The 25,292-nt window shown below is 71.7% G+C and carries 22 protein-coding genes; 14 read left to right on the top strand and 8 right to left on the bottom strand.

Annotated features, from left to right (window positions below; all coding sequences use genetic code 11):
• The first annotated feature begins 7 nt into the window (after positions 1 to 7).
• The 3 genes from LV75_RS08260 to LV75_RS08250 are packed head-to-tail and all read left to right on the top strand — an operon-like array spanning position 8 to position 2,482.
• Positions 8 to 850, top strand: a complete 843-nt coding sequence (locus tag LV75_RS08260; protein WP_253886199.1) for a transporter substrate-binding domain-containing protein — start codon at positions 8 to 10, stop codon at positions 848 to 850.
• Entirely contained in the window at positions 847 to 1,725 is an 879-nt protein-coding gene (locus LV75_RS08255) for an amino acid ABC transporter permease (RefSeq protein WP_253886198.1), read from the top strand. The genes LV75_RS08260 and LV75_RS08255 overlap by 4 nt, the downstream gene beginning before the upstream one ends.
• Positions 1,718 to 2,482 (top strand): amino acid ABC transporter ATP-binding protein, encoded by a 765-nt coding sequence (locus LV75_RS08250; protein WP_308210896.1) that lies wholly within the window; start codon positions 1,718 to 1,720, stop codon positions 2,480 to 2,482. Before LV75_RS08255 ends, LV75_RS08250 begins: the two co-directional genes overlap by 8 nt.
• A 7-nt stretch (positions 2,483 to 2,489) precedes the next feature.
• Here LV75_RS08250 and LV75_RS08245 read toward each other — a convergent pair whose 3' ends face one another.
• Both LV75_RS08245 and LV75_RS08240 read right to left on the bottom strand, forming a co-directional pair.
• Complete coding sequence (locus LV75_RS08245) at positions 2,490 to 4,478, bottom strand: helix-turn-helix domain-containing protein (RefSeq protein WP_253886197.1); 1,989 nt, start codon at positions 4,476 to 4,478, stop codon at positions 2,490 to 2,492.
• Between the two features lie 241 nt (positions 4,479 to 4,719).
• Entirely contained in the window at positions 4,720 to 6,147 is a 1,428-nt protein-coding gene (locus LV75_RS08240; RefSeq protein ID WP_253886196.1) for an MFS transporter, read from the bottom strand.
• Positions 6,148 to 6,452: 305 nt separating this feature from the next.
• On the opposite strand from LV75_RS08240, the gene LV75_RS08235 reads away from it, so the two are divergent.
• A complete protein-coding gene (locus tag LV75_RS08235; RefSeq protein ID WP_301318852.1) occupies positions 6,453 to 6,941 on the top strand; it encodes a MarR family winged helix-turn-helix transcriptional regulator in 489 nt (162 codons plus the stop codon).
• Positions 6,942 to 6,964: 23 nt separating this feature from the next.
• On the opposite strand, the gene LV75_RS08230 is transcribed toward LV75_RS08235, so the two are convergent.
• A complete protein-coding gene (locus LV75_RS08230) occupies positions 6,965 to 7,612 on the bottom strand; it encodes a VanZ family protein (RefSeq protein ID WP_253886195.1) in 648 nt (215 codons plus the stop codon).
• 385 nt (positions 7,613 to 7,997) lie between these two features.
• Between LV75_RS08230 and car the strand changes: the two genes are divergently transcribed.
• Genes car through metK form a run of 3 tightly spaced genes read left to right on the top strand, consistent with a single transcriptional unit; the run spans position 7,998 to position 13,409 of the window.
• The gene (gene car / locus LV75_RS08225) at positions 7,998 to 11,474 is read left to right on the top strand and encodes a carboxylic acid reductase (RefSeq protein ID WP_308210904.1); all 3,477 of its coding nucleotides are present in this window, start codon (positions 7,998 to 8,000) and stop codon (positions 11,472 to 11,474) included.
• A gap of 14 nt (positions 11,475 to 11,488) precedes the next feature.
• The gene (locus tag LV75_RS08220) at positions 11,489 to 12,196 is read left to right on the top strand and encodes a methyltransferase (protein WP_253886193.1); all 708 of its coding nucleotides are present in this window, start codon (positions 11,489 to 11,491) and stop codon (positions 12,194 to 12,196) included.
• A 31-nt stretch (positions 12,197 to 12,227) separates the two neighbouring features.
• Entirely contained in the window at positions 12,228 to 13,409 is a 1,182-nt protein-coding gene (metK, locus tag LV75_RS08215) for a methionine adenosyltransferase (protein WP_301318905.1), read from the top strand.
• A gap of 26 nt (positions 13,410 to 13,435) precedes the next feature.
• Here the strand turns inward: metK and LV75_RS08210 are convergent, their stop codons facing one another.
• From LV75_RS08210 to LV75_RS08200, 3 genes are all read right to left on the bottom strand, one after another.
• Positions 13,436 to 14,962 (bottom strand): restriction endonuclease subunit S domain-containing protein, encoded by a 1,527-nt coding sequence (locus LV75_RS08210; RefSeq protein WP_253886191.1) that lies wholly within the window; start codon positions 14,960 to 14,962, stop codon positions 13,436 to 13,438.
• 151 nt (positions 14,963 to 15,113) lie between these two features.
• Positions 15,114 to 15,761, bottom strand: a complete 648-nt coding sequence (locus LV75_RS08205) for a DUF998 domain-containing protein (protein WP_253886190.1) — start codon at positions 15,759 to 15,761, stop codon at positions 15,114 to 15,116.
• Between the two features lie 58 nt (positions 15,762 to 15,819).
• A complete protein-coding gene (locus LV75_RS08200) occupies positions 15,820 to 16,014 on the bottom strand; it encodes a hypothetical protein (protein ID WP_253886189.1) in 195 nt (64 codons plus the stop codon).
• 169 nt (positions 16,015 to 16,183) lie between these two features.
• Between LV75_RS08200 and LV75_RS08195 the strand changes: the two genes are divergently transcribed.
• The 3 genes from LV75_RS08195 (at position 16,184) to LV75_RS08185 (ending at position 18,876) form a co-directional block, all read left to right on the top strand.
• Positions 16,184 to 16,633: a L,D-transpeptidase gene (locus LV75_RS08195; protein ID WP_372504151.1), complete on the top strand. Its 450-nt coding sequence runs from the start codon at positions 16,184 to 16,186 to the stop codon at positions 16,631 to 16,633.
• Positions 16,634 to 16,768: 135 nt separating this feature from the next.
• Positions 16,769 to 17,260, top strand: coding sequence for a hypothetical protein (locus LV75_RS08190; protein WP_253886187.1), 492 nt, complete (start codon positions 16,769 to 16,771; stop codon positions 17,258 to 17,260).
• A gap of 101 nt (positions 17,261 to 17,361) precedes the next feature.
• A complete protein-coding gene (locus tag LV75_RS08185; RefSeq protein WP_253886186.1) occupies positions 17,362 to 18,876 on the top strand; it encodes a substrate-binding domain-containing protein in 1,515 nt (504 codons plus the stop codon).
• Here the strand turns inward: LV75_RS08185 and LV75_RS08180 are convergent.
• Positions 18,843 to 19,526: an ABC transporter ATP-binding protein gene (locus LV75_RS08180; RefSeq protein ID WP_253886185.1), complete on the bottom strand. Its 684-nt coding sequence runs from the start codon at positions 19,524 to 19,526 to the stop codon at positions 18,843 to 18,845. The two genes, LV75_RS08185 and LV75_RS08180, sit on opposite strands and share 34 nt — an antisense overlap.
• Positions 19,523 to 20,518: an ABC transporter permease gene (locus tag LV75_RS08175; protein ID WP_253886184.1), complete on the bottom strand. Its 996-nt coding sequence runs from the start codon at positions 20,516 to 20,518 to the stop codon at positions 19,523 to 19,525. Before LV75_RS08175 ends, LV75_RS08180 begins: the two co-directional genes overlap by 4 nt.
• A gap of 158 nt (positions 20,519 to 20,676) precedes the next feature.
• On the opposite strand from LV75_RS08175, the gene LV75_RS08170 reads away from it, so the two are divergent.
• The 4 genes from LV75_RS08170 (at position 20,677) to LV75_RS08155 (ending at position 25,192) form a co-directional block, all read left to right on the top strand.
• Positions 20,677 to 21,783 (top strand): histidine kinase, encoded by a 1,107-nt coding sequence (locus LV75_RS08170; protein ID WP_253886183.1) that lies wholly within the window; start codon positions 20,677 to 20,679, stop codon positions 21,781 to 21,783.
• Positions 21,780 to 22,403 (top strand): response regulator, encoded by a 624-nt coding sequence (locus LV75_RS08165; protein ID WP_253886182.1) that lies wholly within the window; start codon positions 21,780 to 21,782, stop codon positions 22,401 to 22,403. The genes LV75_RS08170 and LV75_RS08165 overlap by 4 nt, the downstream gene beginning before the upstream one ends.
• An 81-nt stretch (positions 22,404 to 22,484) precedes the next feature.
• Positions 22,485 to 24,764 carry a chemotaxis protein CheW gene (locus tag LV75_RS08160; protein WP_253886181.1) on the top strand — a complete coding sequence of 760 codons (2,280 nt, stop codon included), beginning with the start codon at positions 22,485 to 22,487 and terminating at the stop codon, positions 24,762 to 24,764.
• On the top strand, positions 24,761 to 25,192 hold the full coding sequence (locus tag LV75_RS08155; RefSeq protein ID WP_253886180.1) for a chemotaxis protein CheW: 432 nt from the start codon (positions 24,761 to 24,763) through the stop codon (positions 25,190 to 25,192). The genes LV75_RS08160 and LV75_RS08155 overlap by 4 nt, the downstream gene beginning before the upstream one ends.
• Positions 25,193 to 25,292: the final 100 nt, after the last annotated feature.

Below are 25,292 nucleotides of genomic sequence, written 5' to 3'. Positions count from 1 at the left end.
AGTCCCGATGCCCCGTTCGCTGCTCATCGCCGCGGTGTGCTTGCTCGCCAGCGCCTGCGTGTCGGTCCGCGCCGCGACGGTCCCCACCGGCTCAGCGGAGCCGGGGGTGACCGTCGGGAGTGGACAGACGGTGCGGGTCGCGGTGTTCAACAACTACCCGCCCGCCGAGTTCACCGCGGACGGCAGGTTGACCGGGTGGATGATCGAGTTCCTCGAGCCGATCGCGCGGGAGACCGGCCTGCGCATGGACATCGTGCCGGTCAACAACTTCAGCACGATCATCCCCGGTCTGCAGAGCGGCCGCTTCGACATCGCCGCGGCCAACCTGACCGTCTCGGCGGAGCGCGTGAAGATCATCGACATGGTCACCGTCGACGCCGTCGGGACCGGGTTCTCGGCCGCCGCCGACAGCGGGGTGGCGATCCGCTCGGGCCGGGATGTGTGCGGCAAGGCCGTCGCCGCGCTGGCGGGCTCGGTGTACGAGCCGCAGCTGCGGGCGATCAACGACGAGTGCGCCGCCGCGGGACTCCCGGCCGCCCGCACCAGCCTCTACCCCGACAGCAGCGCGGCCGTGCTGGCGGCGGGCACCCGGCGGGCCGACGTGTTCATGGGGTCGTACTCGGAGGTCGTGCACTCCGCGCGCGAGTCCGGCCAGTTGACGGTGCAGCCGTACCAGTTCGCGCGGTTGCCGGAGGCGATCGGCTTCCCGAAGGGGTCGCCGCACACCGAGAAGGTGCGGGCCGCGGTGAACAAGCTGATCGCGGGCGGGCAGTACCGGGCGCTGTTGGCGAAATGGGGCATGGCGGAGATCGCGGTCACCGAGTCCCAGCTGAACCCGGAGGTCCCATGAGCACCGAGACACCACTGGCCCCGCCCCGTCCCAGTCGCCCGGCGGACACCCGCAAGCGCGTCAAGGCCCCGCTGCACCCGGGCTGGTGGATCGGGTCGGCCATCGTCGGCCTGACGTTGCTCAACATCGGCAACGTGGTGGTGCGGAGCCCGAACCTGGACTGGTCGGTGGTGGGGGAGTACTTCCTGTCCACCGACGTCCTCTTAGGACTTCTGCGCACCGTTGAGCTCACCGCGATCGCCATGGCGTTGGGCATCGCGGGCGGCATGCTGCTGGCGGTCATGCAGCTCTCGCCGGTGCCGGTGGTCTCTTGGGCGGCCAAGAGCTACGTTTGGTTCGTCCGCGGCACACCGCTGCTGGTGCACATCCTGTTCTGGTACAACCTGGCCGCCCTCGTCCCGGCCGTCGCGATCGAGATCCCGTTCGGCCCAACGCTGTTCGAGGCCAACACCAACGACCTCATCACCCCGCTCCTCGCCGCGGTGATCGCCCTCAGCCTCAACGAGGCCGCCTACATGGCCGAGGTCGTGCGCGGCGGCCTGCTCTCCGTCGACCCCGGGCAGCGGGAAGCCGCGAAGGCGTTGGGCATGACCCACCGGCAGACCTTGCGCAGGGTCGTCGTGCCGCAGGCGCTGCGGGTGGTCATCCCGCCGACCGGCAACCAGGTGATCAGCATGCTCAAGGCATCCGCGCTGGTCAGCGTGACCTCCACCCCCGAGCTGCTCTACTCCGTACAAGTCATCTACAACAACAACTTCAAGACGATCCCCCTGCTGGTGGTCGCCAGCGCCTGGTACCTGGTCGTCACCAGCCTGCTCTACGTCGTGCAGCACTACCTGGAGCGCCGCTACTCCCGAGGTGATCGCCGTGGCTGAGACCGTGTTGAGCCTGCGCGACATCCACAAGAGCTTCGGCGGGCAAGAGGTGCTGCGGGGCATCGACCTGGACGTCACCGAGGGCGAGGTCGTCTGCCTGCTGGGGCCGTCCGGGTCGGGCAAGAGCACGCTGCTGCGCACCATCAACCACCTCGAACCCCCCGACGGCGGCGCGGTCTTCCTGCGCGACGAGCTCATCGGCTACCGCGAGGCCAACGGCAAGCTCGTCGAACTGACCGACCGGGTGTTGGCGCGGCAGCGGGCCAAGTTCGGCATGGTGTTCCAGGGGTTCAACCTGTTCCCGCACCTGAGCGCGCTCGAGAACGTCGTCGAGGCACCGGTCCTGGTCAAGCGCGAGGACCCCGAGCAGGCCCGCGCCCGTGCCCGCGAGCTGCTCGCCTCCGTCGGACTCGCCGACCGCGCGGACGCCTACCCGCGCCACCTCTCCGGCGGGCAGCAGCAACGGGTCGCGATCGCGCGAGCACTGGCCATGTCCCCCGCGGTGCTCCTGTTCGACGAACCGACCTCCGCGCTGGACCCGGAACTGGTCGGTGAGGTGCTCGAGGTGATGCGGCGGCTCGCCGCGCGCGGGATGACGATGCTGGTGGTGACCCACGAGATCGGGTTCGCCAAGGACGTCGCCGACCGCGTGGTGTTCCTCGACGGCGGCGTGGTGGTCGAGCAGGGCACCGCCGCCGAGGTGCTCGCCAACCCCCGGCGGCGGCGGACCAGGGAGTTCCTCACCCATGTCCGCTGACCCGCGGCTACGGCACCGCCTCGGCCCGCTCGCCGAGCAGTTCGCGCACCAGCAGCAACCGCAGCGCGAGCTGGATCTCCAGCGCCCGCGCGGGTTTCTGCCAGTCGGCGCCCAGCAGGTCCTTCACCCGGTCCAGCCTGCGGGTGACCGTGTTGGTGTGCACGTGCAGCCGTTCGGCGGCATACGTGGGACTCGCGCCCGCCTCGAAGTACGCCTGCAGGGTGGGCACCAGGTCGGTGTAGCGCTCCCGGTCGTAGTCCAGCACCGGGCCGAGCACCTGCTCGATGAACCCGCCGACGTCCTGGTTGCTCGACACCAGCGAGCCGACGAACCCCAACTCCCGCACCGAGGCGGCACCCCCGCTGACCCCGAGCGCCACCACCGCGTCCAGGCAGCGGATCGCCTCCCGGTAGCCCGGGTGCACCGACTCCGCCCCCGAGAGCGGACCGGCCGCCCCGACCGAGATCGGCGTGCCCAGCGCCTCGGCGATCGCCGAGGACACCTCCCGCGCCAGCGCGCCCGCGTCCCCGCCGGGCAGCAGCAGGATCAGGTGCCCGTCGCGGAAGCTGCGCAGACCACCCATCCGCCGCGCGTACCCGGCCGCCCACGCGTTGGCCCGGCAGTGCAGGGCCGTGCTGGGTTTGGCCACCACCATCAGGTACGGCCCGGACAGGTCGAGCCCGATCCGGCGGGCCCGTTCGGCCAGCTGCTTGGGCAGGTGCTGCTCGTCGCTGAGGGCGTCGTCGAGCAGCCGGTCGCGCACCTCGCCGTCCAGCCCGGCGGCGATCTTGTCCTGCCGGATGAACAGCACGGCCATCCGCGCGAACAGCCGCAGGTTCGAGCGGCCGACCTGGTCCAGCTCGCCGGGCACCCGCAGCACCAGCGCGCCGAGGTAGTCCTTGCCCCGGCACAGCGGCGCCACCCAGCCGCCGTCCCCGATCGGCGCCGGTTCCCCGCTGACCATGTCCGGCGCGTGGGCCAGCGCCGCGGCGTCGTCTCCCGCGGGCTCACCCGCGGTGACCAGCACGTCGCCGCCGGAGTTGTAGACCGACACCCGACCGCCGAGCGCGGTGGCGGCGAACCCGGCCATCGCGGGCAGGTCGGCGTCCTCCAGCAGCATGTCCACCAGCCGGGCCTGCAGGTCGCAGTACTCGGTGAACCCCGCTGCGGTGGTCGTGACCTGCTCCAGCCGCGCCCGCAGCGCGGCGGTCCGCTCCCGGGCGGCCAGCCGCTCGCGGGTGGACTCCAGGTAGGCGCCCGCCAGGATGCCCAGCGACCCGATCAGCGAGCGCTCGTCGGCGGTGAAGTGGTGGACCTTGCGGCTGGCCACGTAGAGCATGCCGGTCGGTGGGTACCTGGTCCTCGGGTGCGCCCGCCCGCCCCGGTGCGCTGGCTCGTCGCCGAGCGGGACGGCGATCATCGCGTGCATGCCCTCGACCCTGGCGACCTCCTCGAACGCCGAGTTCAGGGTGATCCGCTCGTCGGTGAGCAGGTCGTGCGTGGCGAACGGGGCGGTGCCCGCCTGGCCCGCCGCGGCGATGCCGTCGTCGGCCGGTAGCCGCAGGCCGACGCCCAGGCCCGAGGTGTGCCCGTCGGCGGCGAGCACCTGGATGTGGCCGCCGTCCTCGTCGAGCAGGGCGAGGTAGGCCATGTCCATGCCCAGCAGGTGCCTGGCGCGCCGGGCGATGGCGTGCAGCAGACTCGCGGTCGACTCGTAGGGCACCGCCAACTCGCGCGCCGCGTCGACCAGGGCCGCCAGGCCCGCCTCCCGGCCGCGGCCGCGCTGGATCTGCGCGTGCACCCGCATCGCCCGCCACACCGCGGCCCGCATGTCGACCGCCGCGCTCGCCGCGACGGCCCGCCCGGTCGGCGCGCCGGGGCGGTCGTCGAGCAACCGCTCGAACACGTCAACCGGGGCGCCACTGGCCAGCAATTCCAATAACTCGTCTATGCCGCCGCTGACTGCCAGTTGCGGGGACGCAAAAGGGCCCATCATTAGGTCACCGCCCGCGTTGAGTCCATGGCGGTCACCCGTTTGAACTATACCGTTCGTCGGGTGCCCGCGGTGATTGCCCACTGTTCCTGTTCGTCATCCTCAGCGTATCGAAAATGTCCGGTCCCGGTTCGGTGGAGCGGGTGTGGGAGTGCGCACCCGGGAGTGGGCGGAGGTCGCCCCCCGCCCACTCACCGAACAATTACCGCCGCTTAGCGAAACAACGCCGACTCGAGCTGCGCGATCACGGGGTTTTCCGGCGCAGGCCCTGTGCGAGCAGGGTGAGCACCGCGAAGCCCAAGATCACCCAGACGCCCGGGTAGAGGTCACCCAGCTGGACGGCGGGCACGATCACCGCGGTCACCACGGCGAGGCCGAACGCGCCACCGACCTGCAGCGAGCTGTTGAGCAGCCCGGCGGCCAAGCCCTGCTCCTGGTCGGGGACGCCGTTGGTGCCCGAGACCATCAGCGCGGCCAGGCTCAGCGCGAAGCCGAAGCCCCAGATCACCGACACCGGCACCAGCACGGTCCACAGCGCGGGCTCCGGGCCGATGCGCAGCAGCAGCAGGTAGCACGGGATGAAGGAGAGCAGGCCGACCATCAGGACCTTGTTGACCCCGAAGCGCTCCATCAGGTCGCCGAGCTTGGGCCCGATGACCACCACCATCAACCCGGCGGGCAGCAGCACGAAGGACATGTGCCACGGCTCCCACCCGTTCATGTTCTGCAGGTACAGCGCCAGCACGAACTGGAAGGCCATCGCCCCGCCGTAGAGCAGGAAGGAGCTGACGTTGGCGGCCACGATGTTGCGGTCGCGGAAGATGCCCAGCCGGATCAGCGGGTCGGCGACCCGGCGCTCGATGAGCACGAACGCGACCAGCAGCACCGCCGAGAGGGCGAACCCGCCGATGGAGCGCCACGAGCCGAGACCGACCTCCGGCGCCGACACCACGGTGAACACCAGCAGCAGCATGCCCAGCAGCAACGTCAGCGCGCCGCCGATGTCGAGCCTGGCCCGCTCGGTGCGCGGCTCGTCCTTGGGCAGGTACTTCAGCGCGCCCAGCATCAGCAGCACCGCCACCACCGCGGGCAGCACGAACGTCGTGCGCCAGTTCACCGCCGCGAGCAGGCCGCCGATGAGCAGGCCGGAGGAGTAGCCGGAGGCCTCGAACACGTTGAAGATGCCGAACGCCTTGTTGCGCTCGGGTCCCTCGCGGAAGGTCGTCGCCAGCAGCGACATCGCCGCGGGCGCGGTGAAGCCCGCCGCCATGCCCTTGACGAACCGGGTGACGATGATCAGCAGCGCGTCGTCGGCGAAGGCGCCCAGCAGCGAGATCACCGCGAACACCGCCATGCCGACGACGAACACCCGCTTGCGGCCGAACAGGTCGGCGCAGCGGCCGCCCAGCAGCAGGAAGGCGCCGAAGGCCAGGATGTAGGCGCCGGGCACCCACTGCGCGGTCGCCGCGCTCACCCCGAACGCGGCCTGGATTTCCGGAATGGCCACCGCGATCATCGAGTTCTCGAGCCCGTCGAGCATGATGGCCCCGCTGAAAATGAACAGCAGGATCCACTGCCGCGCCTTCCAGCGCACGGGGCCGCCCTCTGCCGCAGGGGCCGCGACGGCGTCACCGTCCCGTTTCTGCTCGTCGGGAGTCAAGCTGGTCGACATCTCATACCACCCTTCAAAGACCCCAGTCAGGACACAGCGGCAGCCGCGCCCCGAATCAGTTGTTTGGTCCGGGATTGCGTTTCCCTTATCGCCGGAATGGTCTCCGGCGCGCCCGCGCACCGCCCGGACTGGCCCGGTCCGCACCGCGGTCGGCGACCGCGGTGGCCCGGTGCGCGCCCCGGGGGTTGCCCCGGGCGGGTAGCCTGAACCCTACGCGCACATTACCGGCGTCCGAGATAGTTGCACACGCGCTATGTTGCACGCAGCTGATGATGCCGTATGCAAGCAGTTGGTCGCAAGGAGGGATGGGTCCCGTGGAGATCGCCGACGAGCTCGCCGAGACCAGGGCCCAGGGTTGGCGGACCCTGGCCGCGCTGCACGCGCGGATCGAGGACACCCTGGAACGGGCGCTGCAGCGCGCCCACGACCTGTCGGTCAGCGAGTACAGCCTGCTCGACGTCCTGTCCCGCCAGGAGACCTTCACCGGCTGCTACCTGCGGATGACCCAGCTCTCCAGGGCGGTGGTGCTCAGCCAGTCCGCCACCACCCGGTTGGTGACCCGCCTCGAGCGGCGCGGCCTGCTCCAGCGCTACCTGTGCCCGGACGACCGGCGGGGCATCTACACGGAGGTGACCCCGGAGGGGCGCGCGGCGCTGGACCGAGCGCGGTCCACGCACGACGAGTCCCTCGCCGAGGCCCTGCGCGCAGCGGCAGAACTACCGGAACTCGCCCCGCTGGTGGACGCTCTTGCGACGCTGCGCGCGGTACCCGCTACCGACGCAAGCGTTCGCTAAGCAGGACGCCGGTGGTCTAGGCGCTAGCCCGCCGATACGGGGTGAGGCTTGTTCGCGGGCAGTTCTGTCGTGGTGCGCCACAAGCGGCGTGACGCCAGCGCGGCGAGTGCTGCGCCTGTCGCGTTGAGCAGCACGTCGTCCACCGAGGACACCCGGTCCAACTGGAACACGTACTGCGCTGTCTCGACCAAGACCGAGCAGCCCGCCCCGAGCGCGAACACTCGCGCGACCGACGCCAGGGCCGCGAACCGCACCGGGGCGAAGAACCCCAGCGCCGCGAAGACCAGCAGGTTGCCGCCGATGCCGAGCGGACCCATCGTGACCAGGTCGCGCAGCGGGACCAGGCTCACCCGACCGGGGACCACGCCCGCCCCCGACCCCGGCATCAAGGTCATCCACAGCCACGGCACCGTCCCGTAGACCATGCCGACCTCGGCCAGCGACACCCGCCACGCCGAGGCCACCCCCGCGGCCCGTCGATGGCGCGCCAAGGCCCAGGCCACCAGACCCGCCACCGGCACGCCGATCAAGGTCATCAGCACCACGCCGTTCTCGGTGCTGAGGCAGCCGTCCCACCGCACGGCCAGGCACGCCGGGGCGGCCATGAACAGCGGCCCCCGCACGACGAACACCGCGCCCGCCAGCGCGAGGACCGCCAGGACGATGAGCACGATCCGGCGCGTGCGGTGCGGTGTTGGCGCTCCTGGTGACGGCGCTGCTGGTGACGGGGCTGAGCTGTGGTCCACCACCGCATCCAAGACGGTGCGGCGTTGTGGCGGCGTACGCGATTGCCGATATGCCCGCGATATGTGGCCCGTGGTACTGGTCGCCAGGGAGCACCGGCCGTCGGGTAGCAGCGGTCGTCGCCGCCCGCATCCCGGCCGCGGCCGCATCCTGCCGACATGACAGATCCGCCGGTCCGTTCCCCGCCGGGGCCGCACCCCGTGGGTAGCGTCGATCGAGTAGCCGGTGCGCGATCCCCAGCGACCGGTGCGCGACGACGCCGACCGGTGGAGCCGGTCCGGTGGGTCGCCGTGTAGAGCCGATCTGATCCCGATGGAGCACCGGGCCGTCGGCGCCCGTGTGGCGCCTCGATGGCCGGGTGACGCGATGTGGAGAACCAGAATGCGCCTTACGCAGACGGTGGCGGCAGTGATGGACCGGTACGCGGACCGGCCCGCCGTGGGTGAACGGGCGAAGGAGATCAGCCGCGACCCGGCGACCGGCCGGACCTCGGTGCGCCTGTTGCCCCGGTACGAGACCAGCACGTTCGCCCAGTTGTGGGCGCGGACCCGCGCGGTGGCCACCGAGTTGTGGGCCAACCCGGTCCACCGGCTGGCCCCGGGGGAGCGGGTGGCCTTCCTCGGCTTCGCCGGGCACGACTACACGACGCTGGACCTGGCCTGCGTCCTGCGCGGGGCGGTCAGCGTCCCGTTGCAGACCAGCGCGCCGATCGGGCAGTCGCACGCGATCGTGGCCGAGACCGAGCCGACGGTGGTCGCCGCCAGCCTCGACCGGCTCGACGTCGCGGTGGAGCTGGTGCTGCGGGGGCCGTCCGTGCGGCGCGTGCTGGTGTTCGACTACCTCCCCGAGGTCGACGACCAGCGCGAGCGGGTCGATGCGGCGCGCGACCGGTTGCGCGACGGTGGCCGGGACGTGCCGCTCGAGTCCTTATCGGACACCGCGGCGCGCGGGGCCGACCTGCCCGAGGCGCCGCACTTCGTGGCCGAGGAGGGCACGGACCCGCTGACCATGCTGATCTACACCTCGGGCAGCACCGGCACCCCCAAGGGCGCCATGTACACCGAGAAGCTGGTCGCGGCGATGTTCGGCGGTGGCGGCTGGGCGGACCTGTTCTCCGACATCCAGGCGGTCACCTTCCACTACATGCCGATGAGCCACGTCGCCGGGCACTCTTCGGTGAAGAACACCTTGGCGCGCGGTGGGATCAGCTACTTCATGGCCAGCGGTGACCTGTCCACGTTCATGGCCGACATCGCGCTCGCCAGGCCCACCGAGCTGTCGCTGGTGCCCCGGGTGTGCGAGATGCTCTACCAGTACCACCGCAGCGAGGTCGACCGGCGCGTGGTCGGCGGCGGTGACCGCGCCCAAGTCGAGGCCCAGGTCACCAAGGACATGCGCGACGAGGCGCTCGGCGGTCGGATCGCCTGGGCCAGTTGTGGTTCCGCGCCGCTGTCGGAGGAACTGCGGGTCTTCATCGAGGGGCTGCTCGGCCTGGAGTTGCACATCCTCTACGGCGCCACCGAGATCGCCGGTGTCAGCGTGGACGGCAAAATGCTGCGGCCGCCGGTGATCGACTACAAGATCGTGGACGTCCCGGAGTTGGGGTACTACCGCACCGACACGCCGCACCCGCGCGGTGAGCTGCTGATCAAGACCGACTCGGTGATCCCCGGCTACTACAAGCAGCCCGAGGTGTCAGCCACCCTGTTCGACGCGGACGGCTACTACAAGACCGGGGACATCGTCGCCGAGGTCGAGCCGGACCGGCTGGCGATCCTGGACCGGCGCAACAGCGTGCTGAAGCTGTCGCAGGGCGAGTTCGTGGCGACCCCGAGCCTGGAGGCCACCTTCGGCACCAGCCCGCTGGTGCGCCAGATCTTCGTCTACGGCAACAGCGCCCGCTCGTACCTGCTCGCCGTCGTTGTGCCGACGCCGGACGCGCTTGAGCGCTACGGCGCCGCGTCGGTCGCGATCGAGGAGCGGCTCAGCGAGTCGTTCCAGGCCGTGGCCAAGGAAGCGGGACTGAACTCCTACGAGATCCCGCGCGAGTTCATCATCGAGACCGAGCCGTTCACCCAGGCCAACGGGCTGCTGTCCGACCACCGCAAGCTGTTGCGCCCGCAGCTGCTGGAGGCCTACCGGGAGCGCCTTGAGGCGCTGTACTCCGACATCACCGCGCGCGAGTCCGAGGAGCTGCTGGAGATCCGCCGCACCGGCGCCGAGCGGCCCGTGCTGGAGACGGTGCAGCGCGCCGCCCGGGCCCTGCTGTCCGGCTCGGAGGTCAACCCCGACGCGCACTTCCGCGACCTGGGCGGCGACTCGCTGTCCGCGGTGCCCTTCGCCACGCTGCTCAACGACATCTACGGTGTCACGATCCCGATCGACCTGCTGATCAGCCCGGCGACCGACCTGCGCGCCCTGGCCGAGCACATCGCCGCCAAGCGCGAGTCCGCTGTGGACCGACCGACCTTCGCCTCGGTGCACGGCCGAGCGACCGACGAGGTGCGCGCCGACGACCTGGCGTTGGACAAGTTCCTCGAAGCCGGGCTCATCGCCGCCGCCGGGTCGCTGCCCAAGGCCGACAGCGCGCCGAAGACCGTGCTGCTGACCGGTGCGAGCGGCTACCTCGGCCGATTCCTGACCCTGGAGTGGTTGCAGCGCTTGGCACCTGCGGGTGGCACGCTGGTGTGCATCGTGCGCGGCAAGGACTCGGCCGCGGCTCGCGAGCGGTTGCTGTCGGCCTTCGCCACCGGCGACGACGAGCTCGTGGCCACTGTTGACGGTCTGTCCGCGCACCTGGAAGTCCTCGCGGGCGACATGGCCGAACCGCGCCTCGGCCTGGACCAGCCGACCTGGGACCGGCTCGCGGGCGAGGTCGACCACATCGTGCACGCGGGCGCCCTGGTCAACCACGTGCTGCCGTACAACCACCTGTTCGAGGCGAACGTCGTCGGCACCGCCGAGCTCATCCAGCTGGGCATCACCGGCAAGCTCAAGCAGTTCACCTACGTCTCCAGCGTCGCGGTGTCCACTTCGGCCGCCCTCTCCACTTCAGACACGGCTCAGCCGTTGGACGAGGACACCGACGTGCGCGCCGCGATCCCGACCCAGCCGATCCACGAGGGCTACGCGGGCGGGTACGCGACCAGCAAGTGGGCGGGGGAGGTGTTGCTGCGCGAGGCGCACGAGGTGTGCGGGTTGCCGGTCACCGTGTTCCGGTCGAACATGATCCTCGCGCACAGCCGCTACGCCGGCCAGCTCAACGTGCCGGACGTCTTCACCCGGCTGCTGTTCAGCGTCCTGGCGACCGGTATCGCGCCGAAGTCCTTCTACGGCAACGAGGGTGACGGTGGATCGCACTACGACGGGCTGCCGGTCGACTTCACCGCCGCGTCCATCGCCGCCCTCGGCCCGGCCACGACCGACGGCTACCTGACCTACAGCCTGGTCAACCCGCACGACGACGGGATCTCGCTGGACACCATCGTCGACTGGCTCGCCGCCGAGGGGCACCGGGTCGAGCGGGTCGCCGACTACGCCGACTGGGCGCGCCGCTTCGAGTCCGCGCTGCGCGGCCTGCCCGAGCAGCGCCGCCAGTACTCCGCTCTGCCGCTGGTGCACCGCTTCGCCGACCCGGAGCCGGTCGTACGCGGTTCGGCGATCCCCTCCGAGCGCTTCCGCGCCGCCGTGCGCGCCGCCCGGGTCGACCCCGGTGGCGACATCCCCCGGCTCTCGCGGGACTACATCGCTAAGTACGCCGCTGACCTGCAGGGCCTGTTGTCCGCCTGAGTGGAGGAGACGCCGTGAACCAGCAGTCCGTGACCTTCGACGAGCGCTACCGGATCGGCCGCAAGCTCGTCGACGAACTCGGTCCCGCCCAGGACACCGAGCCCAGCACCTTCGAACTCCTCGGCCTCGAATGGGACCTGGTGCCCGGCACCTACGCGCCCAAGCCCGGCACCGGGACCGAGTACTACACGACCGCCATCCCGTACCCGCAGGGCGGCAGCTTCCTGGAGATCGGTTGCGGCGCGGGCGTCACGGCCGTCTGGGCGGCGCTGCACGGCTGCGCGCACGTCACCGCCACCGACGTCACCGTGACCGCGGTGGCCAGCGCGGAGCTCAACGTCGAGCGGCACGGCGTCGCCGACCGGGTGCACGTCCAGCGCAGCGACGTCTTCGCCGACCTCGACCCGGATGCCAAGTTCGACGCCATCTTCTGGAACTGCAGCGTGATCGAGGCGCCGAAGGACTTCGAGTTCACCCAGGACTTCGAGTGGGCGATCTTCGACCCCGGTTACGCCGCGCTCGGCCGCTACCTCGCCGAGGTCCACGACCGCCTGCTGCCCGGCGGCCGCGCCCTGGTGACCTTCAACAGCCTCGGTGACGCCTCCCGGGTCGCCGAGCTCGCCGACGAGAAGGGCGTCACGCTGTCGCTCGTGGACAGCTCGACCAGGGTGCTCGCAGGCGAAGAGGTCACCTACAAGGTCTTCGAGATCACCCGGCCCTGACCCCAGACAGGAGAATCCGTTGTCCACACGTCTGTTCACCTCCGAGTCGGTCACCGAGGGCCACCCGGACAAGATCTGCGACGCGATCAGCGACTCCGTCCTGGACGCCCTGCTGGCGGCGGACCCGCGGTCGCGGGTGGCGGTGGAGACGCTGGTGACCACGGGCCAGGTGCACGTGGCCGGTGAGGTCACCACCGGGGCCTATGTGGACATCCCGTCGATCGTGCGGGATGTGATCTTGCGGATCGGGTACGACTCGTCGGCGAAGGGGTTCGACGGGAACTCCTGTGGTGTGAATGTGGCGATTGGTGCGCAGTCGCCGGATATCGCGCAGGGTGTGGACACGGCGCACGAGACCCGTGTGGAGAACGCTTCGGACGAGATTGATCGTCAGGGTGCGGGTGACCAGGGTTTGATGTTCGGGTACGCGTGCACCGACACCCCTGAGTTGATGCCGTTGCCGATCGCGTTGGCGCACCGGCTTTCCAAGCGTCTCACCAAGGTTCGCCAAGACGGCTCAGTGCCGTACTTGCGGCCGGACGGCAAGACCCAGGTCACCATCGAGTACGAAGGTGATCGCCCTGTTCGGCTCGACACCGTGGTCGTGTCCTCGCAGCACGCCGAAGGCGTTGACCTGGAGCGGCTGCTCGGCGTCGATGTCCGCGACGGTGTGGTGGCCCCCGAGTTGGCGGACCTCGATCTCGACACCACCGGGGTGCGGTTGTTGGTGAACCCGACCGGCCGGTTCGTCATCGGTGGTCCGATGGGTGACGCGGGCCTGACCGGCCGCAAGATCATCGTCGACACCTACGGCGGCATGGCCCGCCACGGTGGTGGCGCGTTCTCGGGCAAGGACCCGTCCAAGGTCGACCGCTCGGCCGCGTACGCGATGCGGTGGGTCGCCAAGAACGCGGTCGCCGCGGGTCTGGCCGACCGCATCGAGGTCCAGATCGCCTACGCCATCGGCAAAGCGGCCCCGGTCGGCTTGTTCGTCGAGACCTTCGGCACCGAGCGCCTCGACCCGGTTCGCATCCAGTCGGCGATCAGGGAGGTGTTCGACCTGCGCCCGGCCGCGATCATCCGCGACCTGCACCTGCTGCGCCCGATCTATGCCCAGACCGCGGCGTACGGGCACTTCGGCCGCCCGGAGTTGGACCTGCCGTGGGAGCGCACCGACCGCGCCGACGACCTCAAGCGGGTCGCCACGAGCTGACCGGCCGGGTGGCGCTCGCCGTGCTCCTAGTGAGCGCCACCCGGTCGCTCGACCAACTCCGCGAACGCCCGCAGCACGTCCTGGACCAGCGCCGGGTCGTCGCACTCGGTGGTGTGGCCCATGTCGATGGAGCGCAACTGCACCGTGCTCCCACCGCCGTCGCCGCCCTCGCCGACCGAGTTCGGGTGGTAGACCTCCATCGCCCCGCACTCGTCGCACTCGCGCGCCACCAGGTACGGGTGCAGGTCCAGCAGGACGTCCTCGTCGATGAGCGCGTACGTCCGCCCGGGGAACAGCAGCCGGGTCACGGTCCGCTCCTCGACGGCCCACACCGGGTTGTCCCCGCGCAGCACCCGCAGTTGCACCCGGTAGGTCGGCGCGGCGTCCTCGGCGACCGGTCGCACGGACTCGACGTAGCCGAACCGCCAGCGCGCCAGGAAGCTCAGCGACCGCAACAGGGTGCGCAGGTCCACGTGGACCGCCGCCAGCCGGGCGCGGAACTCGGCGGGGACCCTCGGGTGCTTGCCGTGGATCCGGTTGCGCTCGTCGATCAGCGCCCGCATCGCCGCGGGCGCGGGCAGGTCCTCGCGCCCGAACGCCTGGCACAGACCGCCGTCGCCATCGACCGGTTCCGCTCGCGCGACCTGTTCCGCCCGCGCCGCAACGGCGAGCAGGGCGGCGTGCCGCGCGCCGATCGTGGCACCGCGCCGGTTGACCGCCTTCGCCCAGTCCGACAGCGGCCCGACGCCGGTGCCCCCCGCCGACCGCGCGAGGGCCGCCGCGAGCGCGGTCAGCACGACCGACAGCGCTTCCACCAGTTCGTGCACGACGATGTGGTACTCCTCGCGCGGTGATACGGCGCCGTCGAGGGCCCGCAGCGTCCGCGCGATCGGGTACGGGTAGGCGACTTTCGCCATCCCGACCTCCTGGCTGATGTCGGTCGAGACCCGCATCGCGGCCGCGACCCCCTGCACCACACCGAGTTCGGTGCCGAAGTCGGCCTCGACGTCGTAGACCCGCTCGGCCGACTCGCGCAGCGCGCGCAGTTGCAGGTCCATCGCCAGCACCCGCTTCTCGAACGCGTCCAGCACCTGGTCCACCAGCCACGGGTCGCCCTCGCAGGGCGGGACGAGGATGTTCCTCAGGTCCCGCGCGGAGATCCGGGGAACCACCCCGGACACGATCCCGTTCAGCCGCGAGCGCCCCAGCCCGGACCGCAGGAACCCGAGCAGGTAACGGGAACCGGCCGTGCCGCGGCTGCGCAGGACGACTGTGTGGTCGCTGGCCAGCGCGGGCCCGTACCTGGCTGGCACGATGCCCCACCGGCCGTGCGGTCCGCTGACGCTGCCGATGATGTCGCCGGGCAGGACCACCGCCGAGGTGCGGGTGTGCGGTGTCGAGCGGGCCAACTCGGCCCACTCCGCCACGGTCGCACCGATGTCGCGGGCCTGGACCACCCGGAACTCCGGATCGCGTTCCTGCACCGCCTTGGCCGCCCGGTTGCGACCGGGCATGACCTCGAACAGGCGGTCCAGGGGCACTTCTGTCCGCATGGCTGGCGGATCCTCCGGTCGGCGGCCACCGGTTCGGTGGTGGACCAGTGTGGCACGCGAGCGGTGCCGGTGGCCGCCGATGCGGGCAAGCGCCCGGGGCCCGTGCGTGAGCCCGGTACGCGTTCTCCGCACCGGACCCACCGGAGGGCGCCTAGTGCCGGTGGTCGCTCAGGATCGCCTCGCCCTTGGTGAGCCAGGAGACGCCGAAGGCCAGGATCGCGATGGACTCCAGCCACAGCGCGGGCCGCATGTCCGCCATCGCCGTGTCGAACAGGAACACGCTCGTCGCCAGCAGCACCAGGCAGGCCAGCATGATCACCCCGCAGACCAGGTAGACCCGGTTGCGGGCGATCTTGGCCGGGGTGGGCGTCGGGTCGTCGCTGCGGCGGAACAGGACCAGGCTGAAGTAGGCCAGCGACAGGAAGAACACCACCGAGCTGATCAGGTGCAGGGTGCTCAGCAGGCCGTCGCCGCCCATCGGGTGCGCGGGCGCGGTGGGGAAGACCGCCACCCCGACCGCGGCCACCGCGGCGACGTTGGACACCAGGTTGTCGATCGGTTCGTAGCCCCGGTAGGACAGCAGGAACACCCCGACCGCGCACATCGCGCCGACCAGCAGATCGCGCACGTCGCTGTGGTAGTAGCCGCTGATCGAGGCGCGCACGCCGTCACCGAGGACGAGGTTGCCCACGACCAGGACGACCGGCAGGCCGATCCCGATGGCGCCGATCGCGCGGCGCAGGAACAGGTAGGAGTGGACGAGGGTGTCGTGCGGGGAGTGGGTGGGTGTCGCGACCATGGCCGCCTCCGGGGGGTGTTTCGCGCTGGTGAACGAAATGTAACTCCCCGGTCCGCTTTCACCGTGCCAACGACCGCAGAACCGCCCTTTCGGCCCTGTTCGGGCGGGTGCCCAGCCGCTCCGGGTGCCCGGGCAGCGGCGGGTAGGCCCGCGGCGGTGGGCACAGGAAGTCCGGGTGCGGGTAGAGCACCGCCCCGAGGGTCGTGATGGCCCGCTCCAGCACCGCGCGCACGCCCCGCTTCGACGTCTGCATGCGCGGAAGTGTGGCGACCGCGCGGCTCTGCCGGAGCCGTTCCCGGATCGTGGACGGTTCAGCCGCGCGGGCAACGGGTACTTCCCTTGCGTACCCCGAGTCCCATGCCCGCGAGACACGCGGGCAGTACCGAACACGAGCCCGACACCGGGCGGATGAGAGGTCGATGATGGGAGTCTCGAAGAAGGGAACCCTGGGCAGGGCATTGGGTGTCACCGCGGCGGCGGGTTTGGCGTTCGTCCTGGCGGCACCGCAGGCCCAGGCGAGTCCGGCCCCGTGCAGCGCCGCGGCCCGGGCTTGCGTCGACTTGAGCGCGAACTCCGCGTGGCTGGTGAACGCGGGTTCGGTCACCTACGGCGCGGTCCCGATCACCAGTGGCAAGGCCGGTTACCGAACACCGGTCGGTAGCTTCAAGGTGACCTACAAGGACATCGACCACTGGAGCAAGGCGTTCAACGGGCCGATGCCGTTCTCGGTGTTCTTCACGACCAGCGGTGTGGCCTTCCACGAGGGCAGCCTTTCGCAGCTCTCGCACGGCTGTATCCACCTGTCGCCGGAAGCGGCACGGGTGTTCTACGACAACCTCGCACCCGGTGACATTGTCGAGGTCGTCAGGTAGGTCGAGCGCGAACACAGGGGCTCGGGGTGACCCGGGCCCCTGTTCGTCCGGCCTTGCCCCGCCGGACAGCCCGGGTTCACCGAGGTCTGCGACGGTGCGTCGATCGTCATCGGGGTACCGGGGAGAAGCGCGGACATGGGTCGTGGCTGGGTTGTGCTCGGACTCGTCCTGGTGGCGCTCCTCGGGAGCGCCACCGCGGCCGCCGCCGAGTCGACCCAGACCGTCGCGGTGGTCGTCGACGACGGTGACCTGCTGGTCTCGGTCGACCGCGCGCCGATGGCGCTGCCCGCCGCCGAGTTCGTGGGCGCCTGGTACGCGACCACCGGCACGTTGCCCGGGTTGACGGTCGTGGACACCCGCGCGGGCAACCCGGGGTGGAGCGCGGCCGGTCAGTTCGCCGACGACTCCGGGGGCACGCCGCTGTCGTGGAGCCCCGCCGTGGTGGGCCAGTCCCCGGTGCAGGTGCTCACCCCGGGCAGCGCCACCATCGGTATGCGGGGGAGCCGGGTCCTGGCGGTCGCCGACCCGTCCGCCGGTCGCGGCACCGCGCACCTGACCGCCGGGTTCCGGCTGCTGGTGGCGCGGCCAACCGGCTACACCGCCACCCTGACGCTCACCGTCATCTGAGCGGCCCACCTCGGTTGCGCCGTCCGTCGTTCACCCCCGTGGACACCACCATTCACGTCCCCGTGCGATGTTGCCGCGTCGGGTCAGAACTGGGGAGAACCGTGTTTCGATCACTGTGCGTCGCCGTCATCGCCGTGCTGCTGGGAGCGGTACCGGCGCTCGCCCAGCCGGTCCGGGTGGGCGGCGCCGGGTCGACAACCGCGGCCAACCTGGTCGAGCAGTGGCGGGCGGGCGGCGGGCACCCGGTGAGCTACTCCGCGACCGGTGTCACCGACGGGCTCACCCAGTTCGAGGCCCGCCAGGTGGACTTCGCCGTCTCGGAGCTCACCCACCCGCAGGCGGGCATCCCGACGACCCGGCCGCTCGCCTACGTCCCGGTGGCCGCCCAGGCGATCACCCTCGCCTACAACCTGACGGTCGGCGGCCGCGAACTCACCGGGCTCCGGCTGTCCTCGACCACGGCGACCAAGATCTTCACCGGCGCGCTCACCCGCTGGGACGACCCCGCGATCGCGGCGGAGAACCCCGGCCTGGCGCTGCCCGCGATCCCGGTCAAACCGGTGGTGCGCGCCGACTCCTCCTCGACCACGCGCCAGTTCACCGGGTGGATGAACGCCGTCGAACCCCAGCTGTGGCAAGCGTTCTGCCCCGGGTGCGGGCAGCGGCAGGACTACCCGACCGCGTCAGGGCTTGTCGCGATGGCCGGCTCCATCGGGGTCACCAACTACGTCCGCCAAGCCCAAGCCACCGGCTCGATCACCTACGTCGAGCGCTCCTACGCGCTCAACGCCGGGCTGCCGCAGGTGAGCCTGGGCAACCGGCGGGGCGAGTTCGTCGCCCCGGAGGCGGACGCCGTCCAGTTGGGACTGCTCGCCGCTCGGCAATCCGCTGATGGCACCGTGGACTACGGCCCGGTGTTCCGGGACCCGACGGCCGGGACCTACCCGCTGGGGCAGTACTTCTACCTCGTCGTCCCCACCGCCGTGGACAGTCGGTTCGACCAGGACCGCGGCGCCGCGCTGGCCGAGTTCGCCCGCTACGCGCTGTGCGAGGGGCAGGCGGTCGGGCTGCGGGTCGGGATGACCCCGTTGCCCGCCAACCAGGTGCGCGCCGGTGTCGCCGCCCTCGGCCGGATCCCCGGCGCGGCGGTGACCGGCTGCGTCCCGCCCGCTCCACCGACCGAGACCATCACGACCGAGGTCGCGGCGGGGGAGTTGCTGATGTCGGTCGAGGCGGGCGGTGTCACCCTGCCCTCGCCGGTCATGGCGGCCGACGGGTCCGTGCTGACCACCTCCGGCAGGCTGCGCACCATCACGATCACCGACACCCGCGCGGGCGACCCGGGCTGGTCGCTGTCGGGCCAGCTGACCGACTTCACCGGCCCGTCCGGTCGGATCGACCGCGCGAACGCCGCATGGACCCCGATCGTGCTCGACCGCGCGCCGAACCAGGTGATCACCGAGGGCTCCGTCGCCGACCTGGCCACCCCGCGCACCCTCGCCGTCGCCACCCGGGGCGCGGGCACCGCGCGCCTCACCGCCCGGCTCGACCTGTGGGCCCCCACCTCGACCCCCGCTGGCGACTACTCCGCCCTGCTCACCCTGACCGCGATCTGACCGTCCACCAACTCGACCACCTGGTCCACCCCGTCCAGGTGCGCGCGGTCGTGGGTCACCAGCACGGTGGCGACGCCGTGCTCGCGGGTCCGCGCGGTCAGCAGGTCGATGATCGCGGCGCCGCTCGCCCGGTCCAGCGCGCTCGTCGGCTCGTCCACGAGCAGCACGGCGGGCCGGTTCACCAGCGCCCGCGCGATGTTCACCCGCTGCCGCTGCCCGCCGGAGAGCTGGTGCGGCCTGCGGTGCGCCAGCTCGGCCAACCCGACCTCGGCCAACCCCGCCTCGGCCTGCAGGTCCGCCCCGCCCCGGCGGCCGTCGAGCCGGGCCACCACGCGCAGCTGTTCGGCGGCGGTGAGCGCGGGCAACAGGTTCGCCTGCTGGAACACGATGCCGACGTGGCGGCGCCGGAGCCTGGCCAGTACCGCGCGGTTGAGGCCGGTGGTGGACGTGCCGCCGATCGTGATGGTGCCGGTGTCGGGCGTGATGAGGGTCGCCGCGACCGCGAGCAGGCTCGACTTGCCCGACCCGGACGGGCCGACGACGGCGGTGACGGTTCCGGCGGGCACGTGCAGGCTGACGTCGTCCAGCGCGGTGAGCCGCCGGTCGCCGTCGGGGTAGGTGAGGGTCACGGAGTCCAGGACGAGGGTCATCGGGCACTTCCCAACGCGGTGAGCGGGTCGACGGTGGTGATGCGGTGGATGGCCAGGGCCGCCCCGACCAGGCCCAAGCCGACGAGCACGGCGGCCGGGAAGGCGAGGGTGGGCAGGTCCAGCACGAACGGCACGGTGCTCGGGAGCGCGGCGCCGACCACGGCCGCCAGCGCTGTGCCGGTGGTGGTGCCGAGCGCCAGCAAGACCGCCGCTTGGCCCAAGGCATCCCGTAGCAGATAAGGGGTCGACGCGCCGAGTGCTTTGAGGACGGCGATGTCGTTGCTCCGCTGGATCGTCCACACCGTGAAGAAGGCACCGACCACCAGGGCTGAGATCGCGAACAGGAAACCTCGCATCAGCCGCAACGAGCCGTTCTCCGCGGCGAACGAGCCGATCCGCTCGAGCGCGTCCGACACCGTCTCGGTCTTGGTCCCCAGCCGCTGGTCGGCTGCCGCGACATCACTGTCCGATGTGGACAAGATGAGCACCGAGAACCGACTCCCCGGTGGCAGTGGCACCCGGACGACCGGGGCGTGGCTGAAGTAGTCGTCCTCTGTGGATACTCGGGCGACCGCGGTCAGGTCGCCGACCGTGACCGTCGCCCCGTCCCGCACCCCCAGTTCCGCTGCGGCGCCCCGCGACAACACGACCTCGCTGCCCGGCGAGGCGAACACGGCCACCCCGGCGCTGCGCCCACCCGCCTCGACCTTGCCCATCGACACCGCGAGCGGCTCGACCCGGCGCACCCCGGCGACGGCCGCCCACTCCCGCGCCGTCGACTCGTCGAGCCCGCTGCCCCCGAACTGCGCGTCTTCCCCGGCGAACACCACGTGGTCCCCGCCCAACCCCAGCACCGCGGAGGTGTTGCGCCCAGCCAACCCGCCGGTCAACCCCGACAGCAACCCGACGAGCACGGTGATGAGCGCGACGACCCCCACCAACAACCCGAAACGGCCCCGCGCGAACCACAACTCACGCCACCCCACGAACACCGGCCAGCTCCTCACTTCGGCGACCCCGCCAACCCTGCCGTGACGACCCGGCCGTGCCATCGCCCCCGAGATCGCTTTCGCGCACCCGTTGGACGCACCGAGAGCTCAACCTTTCGATTGATGCGACCTCCCGGAGCCGTGGCTACCCTGGCGGCATCGTGACCTCAGAGGACTCCCCGGCACTGCCCCGCCTGCTCACCGCGGGCCCGGACCTGTTGGCCGCCGCCCTGGTGGTGCTGCCCGCCCTGAACGACCCCCGTCCCGCCGTCCTCGTGGTGGGCGCGGCCCTGCTGGTGTGCGTCGTCGCGGGGTTCCTCAAGAGGCGCCGGAGTCTGCTGGCGGCGGTGGGAGTCCTGTGGGTGACACTGCTGGCCTTCACCCCCGGGGCCGTCTGGTTCGCCTTCCCCTTCTACTTCCTGCTCCTGCGCGACCTCCCGCGCCGGACCGCGGTCGCGGCGGTCGCGGCGACCGGGCTCGTCGCCGTCGCCGGGTTCGGGTGGCACCAGCACGTGCTCACGGTCGGCACCGTTCTCGGCCCGCTGCTCGGTGCCGCCGTCGCCGTGGCCACGGTGGTCGTCCACCGCGAGAGCCAGCGCCGCGCCGAGCTGACCGAGGAACTGGCCGCCGCGGAACGTGCGGCCGGGGTGCTCGCGGAACGGGAACGGCTGGCCAGAGAGGTGCACGACACCCTCGCGCAAGGGCTGTCGAGCATCCACCTCCTGCTCAGCGCCGCCCTGCGCGGCGACACCGAACGCCACGTCCGCGCCGCCCGCGCGGCCGCCGCCGACGCGCTCGCCGAGGCGCGCAGGTTCGTCAAGGACCAGAACCCGCCCGCCCTCGACGGCGGCTCACTGCCCAGCGCCCTGCACCTGGCCTGCGCCAGCACCGCGGCCACCGCCGACCTCGCCGTCCACTGCCGGGTCACCGGCGACGAGGTCGCCCTGCCCACCACGCACCAGGTCGCGCTCCTGCGCATCGCCCAATCCGCCCTGGGCAACGTCGTCAGCCACGCGGGCGCCACCGAGGTCCGGCTCACCCTCAGCTACCAGGACACCGACGTCACCCTCGACATCGTCGACAACGGCCGGGGCATCACCGGAGCCGGTGCCGGGGGCACCGACCCCGATCCCGCGCCCGGCCAGGACCGGGGCTACGGCATCGCCGCCATGCGGGCCAGAGCCAGGGCGCTCGCCGGTGACCTCGTGGTCGAGTCCGACGGGCGGGGCACCGCGATCGCGGTCACCCTGCCGGTGCCCGTCGCGTGATCCGGGTCCTCATCGCCGACGATCACCCGATCGTGCGATCCGGGCTGCGCGCGGTGCTGCGCGGCGAACCGGACCTCACCATCGCCGCCGAGGCGGCCACCGCCCAGGACGCCATCGCCAAGGCCGGGCTCGCCGACGTCGTCCTGATGGACCTGCGCTTCGGTGACGGCCCGTCCGGCGCCCAGGCCACCGCCGCCATCACCGCCCTGCCCGACCCGCCCCACGTGCTGGTCCTGACCACGTACGACACCGACGCCGACATCCTGGCCGCGATCGAGGCGGGGGCGACCGGCTACCTGCTCAAGGACGCCGAACCCGAGGACCTCGTCGCCGCCATCCGGGCGGCCGCGGTGGGGCGCTCGGCGCTCGCCCCGGGTGTCGCGGCCCGGCTGGTGGACCGCACGCGTAACCCTGTCGGGGCGTTGTCGGCCCGGGAGACTGAAGTACTGGGTCTGGTTGCCGATGGACTGTCCAACCTGTCCATCAGCAGGCGACTGCACCTGAGCCAGGCGACGGTGAAGTCTCATCTGGTGCGCGTCTACGCCAAGCTCGGCGTGGACTCGCGCACCGCGGCCGTGGCCGCCGCCACCGCGCGGGGGCTGATCCGGCCGCACCGGTGAGACAAACCCGCGCAATGCCTCAGGGGCCGCCGCCGCTCGCCGATGAAGGCGTCGATACCGGACCTGGAAGCGTGGTGGAGCGTGGAAGACTTCGATGATGTGGTCCAGGAGTTCCTGGTCGAGTCCTACGAGAACCTCGACCAGTTGGACCAAGACCTCGTCGCGCTCGAGCGCGACCCAACGGCCCGCGACCGCCTCGCGAGTGTTTTCCGCACCATTCACACCATCAAGGGCACCAGCGGGTTCCTCGCGTTCTCGAAGCTGGAGCAGGTGACCCACGCGGGTGAGTCGCTGCTGGCCCGGCTGCGTGATGGCGCGCAGGTCCTCGACCGCAGGGGTGCCGACGTCCTGCTGCGCGTCGTCGACGTCGTTCGGGCGCTGCTGGCGCAGATCGAGCGCGACGGCCAAGAGGGCGACATGGAGCTCGGGGACGTGATCGCCGAGGTCGAGGCGTGCATCGCCGGTGCCCCGGCCCCCGCGCCCACCGCCAAGCCGACCCCGGAGCCGGTCACCGAGACCGCGCCCGAGGCCGACACCGCCGCCGCCGCGGCCGAGCCCGCCGCCCCGGCCGAGCCCGAGGTCGCACCGGCCCCGGTCGCCGAGACCGCGCCCGCCGCCGCGGCGCCGAGCACCCCCGAGGCGGGCGCCCCGGCCCCCGCCGAGGAGACCGCCAGCCGCCGCGGTGTCGCCGACACCTCGGTGCGCGTGGACGTCGACCTGCTCGACAAGCTGATGCGCCTGGTCGGCGAGCTCGTGCTGACCCGCAACCAGATGGTGCGGGCCACCGAGCACTCCGGCGACCACACCATGAGCCGGGCCGCCCAGCGGCTCAACCTGATCACCAGTGAGCTGCAGGAAGGGGTCATGAAGACCCGCATGCAGCCCATCAGCCACCTGTGGTCCAAGCTGCCCCGGGTCGTGCGCGACCTGAGCAACTCGATCGGTCGCCAGGTCCGCCTCGAGCTCGAGGGCGCCGAGACCGAGCTCGACCGCAGCCTGCTCGAGGCGGTCAAGGACCCGCTGACCCACCTGGTCCGCAACGCCGTCGACCACGGCCTGGAGTCCCCCGAGGACCGGGTCAAGGCGGGCAAGAACCCCGAGGGCACGCTGACCCTGCGCGCCTACCACGAGCACGGCCACGTCGTGGTCGAGGTCGCCGACGACGGCAAGGGCGTGGACCCCAAGCTCATCGGCGCGACCGCGGTCAAGCGCGGTCTGCTCACCGCCGAGCAGGTCGCGGCCATGGACGCCGACGAGGTGCTGCGCCTGGTGTTCCGGGCGGGCTTCTCCACCGCGGCCAAGGTCAGCAACGTCTCCGGCCGCGGCGTCGGCATGGACGTCGTGCGCACCAACCTCGAGGCCATCGGCGGCGCGGTCGACCTGCGCTCGGTGGTCGGCAAGGGCACCACCTGGCGCCTGACCATCCCGCTCACCCTGGCCATCGTGCAGGCGCTGATCGTGGAGTCGGCCAACGAGCGCTACGTGCTGCCGCAGATGTCGGTCCGCGAGCTCGTCTCGGTCGAGGGCCAGACCTCCGCGCGCATCGAGTACGTCTCCGGCGCCCCGGTCTGCCGCCTGCGCGGTCGACTGCTGCCGCTGGTGCGGCTCAACGAGGCGCTGGGCGGCCCGATCGAGCGCCCCGAGGAGAACGGCGAGGCGATCTACATCGCGGTCCTCAACGGCGAGGGGCACGAGTTCGGCCTGGTGGTCGACCGCGTGCTCACCACCGAGGAGGTCGTGGTCAAGCCGCTGGCCAGCCACCTCAAGGACGTCGGCTGCTTCGCCGGGGCCACCATCCTCGGCGACGGCCGGGTCTCGCTGATCCTCGACGTGCTGGCGCTGGCCCGCAACGCCCACCTCGGCAACGCCGAGCGGGCCGCCGCGGCCGCCGCCGCGATGGCCGAGGTCAAGACCGAAACCCGCGACCGCCTGCTGGTCACCCGGGTCAGCGACCGCCGCGTGGCGATCCCGCTGAGCATGGTCACCCGGCTCGAGGAGTTCCCGGTGCAGGCCGTGGAGCGCGTCGGCAGCCGCGAGGTCGTGCAGTACCGCGGCCAGATCCTGCCGGTGCTGCGGCTCTCCGGGCTGCTCGGCTCGTGGTCGGAGGACGTCTCCGACACCGTGCCCGCGGTCGTGTACTCCTCGGGTGGCCACTCGGTGGCCCTCGCGGTGGACGGGATCCTCGACATCGTCGACGACACCGCCCCGCACGGCCCGTCCGACGGTGACGGCCTCTCCGGCTCCACCGTGATCGACGACAAGGTCACCGAGCTGCTGGACATGCGTCGGGCCATCATGGCCGCCGACCCGGACTTCCAGCTGCCCGAGTTCGTGACCCGTGACTACGTGGAGGCGTCGTGAGTTCCGTCCGGTACGCCACCTTCGAGGTGGCAGGCCAGCTCTTCGGCCTGGAGGTCGGCGAGGTCCAGGAGGTGCTCGCGTTCTCCGAGTACACCCCGGTCCCGCTCGCGCCCGGTCACGTCGGTGGCCTGTTCAACCTGCGCGGCCAGGTCATCGCGGCGCTGGACCTGCGGGTCCGCCTCGGTGAGCCCGCCCAGGAGCGCACCGGCCCGGCGATGAACGTCATCGTCCGCACCGACGACGAGTCGGTCAGCCTGCTGGTGGACCGCATCGGCGACGTGGTCGAGCTCGAGCCGAGCGCGGCCGAGCCGATCCCGGACACGCTGTCGGGCCCGGCCCGCGAGCTGATCACCGCGGCGTTCCCGCTCGCCGACCGGCTCATGCTCGCCCTCGACGCCCGGGCCGCAGTGCGCGGCAGCGAGGCCTGACCCACCCGGAGGCCCCGGGGCCACCCGGCCCCGGGGCCTCCGACCAGGCGGCCCCGCCGCCCTCTTCCCCGACTCCCAGCACAGCCGCCCCGCGGGCGGC

The sequence above is a fragment of the Actinokineospora diospyrosa genome, from assembly GCF_024171925.1.
Classification (GTDB): Bacteria; Actinomycetota; Actinomycetes; order Mycobacteriales; family Pseudonocardiaceae; genus Actinokineospora; species Actinokineospora diospyrosa.
Note: the sequence above shows the minus strand (reverse complement) of the source record. Positions and strands in the feature narration are given on the sequence as shown.